This is a genomic window from Companilactobacillus nodensis DSM 19682 = JCM 14932 = NBRC 107160 (assembly GCF_000615905.1).
Taxonomy (GTDB): domain Bacteria; phylum Bacillota; class Bacilli; order Lactobacillales; family Lactobacillaceae; genus Companilactobacillus; species Companilactobacillus nodensis.
Map to the genome: position 1 here is coordinate 1 of NZ_BAMN01000047.1, position 1697 is coordinate 1697.

Sequence of the window (1697 nt, forward strand, 5' to 3'; positions counted from 1 at the left end):
TTGGAAATATACCCTGTCAAGTACACAGTTGAAATAATATAAATTATGATGCTAATAATTGAGAGGCATGATTACGACATTCTGTCGGAGTCATGCCTTTTAATGTCTTTTGACGTCTTCCGTTGTTGTACCAGTCAATTGCTTTAGTTATGTTATTAATTAACTCTTCTTTAGTCAGTGATGGATTGAAATCAAAGTATTCATCCTTTAAATGACTCCAAAAGCTTTCCATCGGTGCGTTATCTCCAGGTGTTCCGGGTCTTGACATGCTATGACGAATACCATAGCCGTCGAGCTGCTTATTAAAGTCTAAAGATGTGTACGCAGATCCTTGATCCGTATGCAAAATTAATCCATGCACATCAACACCACTTTCTGTAACGGCAATTTTAATGGTATCAGTTACCAAATCCTTAGTTTCAGTGTCGGCTATTGCCCAAGCAATAATACTGTGATCATAAAGATCCTTTATTGCACTCAATCTTATTTTGTAAGAATCTTGATTTCCATATTTTAATTCAGTACAGTCTGTTGACCAAACAGCGTTTGACTTATCTTGAGTAAAGTTGTGTTTCAAGATATTGGAGGACATCATTTCCTTACGTTCTGCTTTACGGTCGTGCTTACTAACACGAATGGAACTTTTTATACCATATAACTTCATAAGACGTCTTACACGTTTAGCATTTACATGATATTTGGTCTCGCTGTTAATATACATTACCAACGTTTCTACACCGAAGATGTTATTATGCTCAGATTCCAATTTTTTAATAAATTTAATCAATTCATCGTTCACCATGTCGTTATCCGTATTCTTACGGCTTAACCATTTATAGTAAGAGCGTCGTGTTATTTCAAGGGTCTGGCAAATCCAAGCAACCGGATATTTATTCGCTAATTCTTTGATGATTTTGTATCTCGAGATTCGGTTGATATCACACCAACCACTTATTTCCCCCTCCTTTGAATCTCCATAAGTTTTTTTGATAGAACATTGTCCAATTCCAAATGTTTATTTTCAGATTTTAAACGTTTTATCTCTAGTTTTGCCAATTCAAGCTCCGTTAACGGGGCTTCTTTGGATTTACCACGCCGGTCAGACAAGGAGTCTGGACCGGCTTTTTCTAGTTTTCTGACCCATGTATAGACCTGTTGATACGAAACCTTAAACTTATCTGCAGCTTCGTTATAGGCATGGTCATTAGCTATTGCCCATTGTGCTATTTCGATTCTCTCAACTTTTGTGGTTTTACGTCCGTCTTTCACAACTTGGTTCCTCTGATTTCTATTGGGATAAAACTTCTTCCCAATAGTATAATCTCTAAACCAATTTGCGACCATGCCCGAACTTCTCAAATTATATTTGGCTGTCAGTTTGGGGAAGGAAATACCATTATCAATATGTTCTCTTATAACTGAAAGTTTGAATTCCTTTGAATATTTATTATTTTTAGATTTTTTCTCTAGGCCTTTGATGCCTTCGGCATCATACAGGCTTTTCCATTGCCAGATCACATTGCGATTTATTTCCAAATCTCTTGCAATTGATTCTACCGAATTATTCTTATCAATCATTCTAAGTATGTTTAACTTTTCAGATAATGAATATTTTCTATAAGAGCGCACAAAAATACCTCTCAGGTATACAGATTTTTATTTATTTAATCTGTGTACCTGAGAGGTAGTATATCCAT

Annotated in this window: 2 protein-coding genes; both read right to left on the bottom strand. The window is 35.7% G+C overall.

What is annotated here, in order from left to right; all coding sequences use genetic code 11:
- Positions 1-43 precede the first annotated feature (43 nt).
- Positions 44-1006 (bottom strand): IS3 family transposase, encoded by a 963-nt coding sequence (locus tag JCM14932_RS13870; RefSeq protein ID WP_369342908.1) that lies wholly within the window; start codon positions 1004-1006, stop codon positions 44-46.
- Positions 952-1629: a helix-turn-helix domain-containing protein gene (locus JCM14932_RS13875; RefSeq protein WP_025025383.1), complete on the bottom strand. Its 678-nt coding sequence runs from the start codon at positions 1627-1629 to the stop codon at positions 952-954. The genes JCM14932_RS13870 and JCM14932_RS13875 overlap by 55 nt, the downstream gene beginning before the upstream one ends.
- Positions 1630-1697 lie beyond the last annotated feature (68 nt).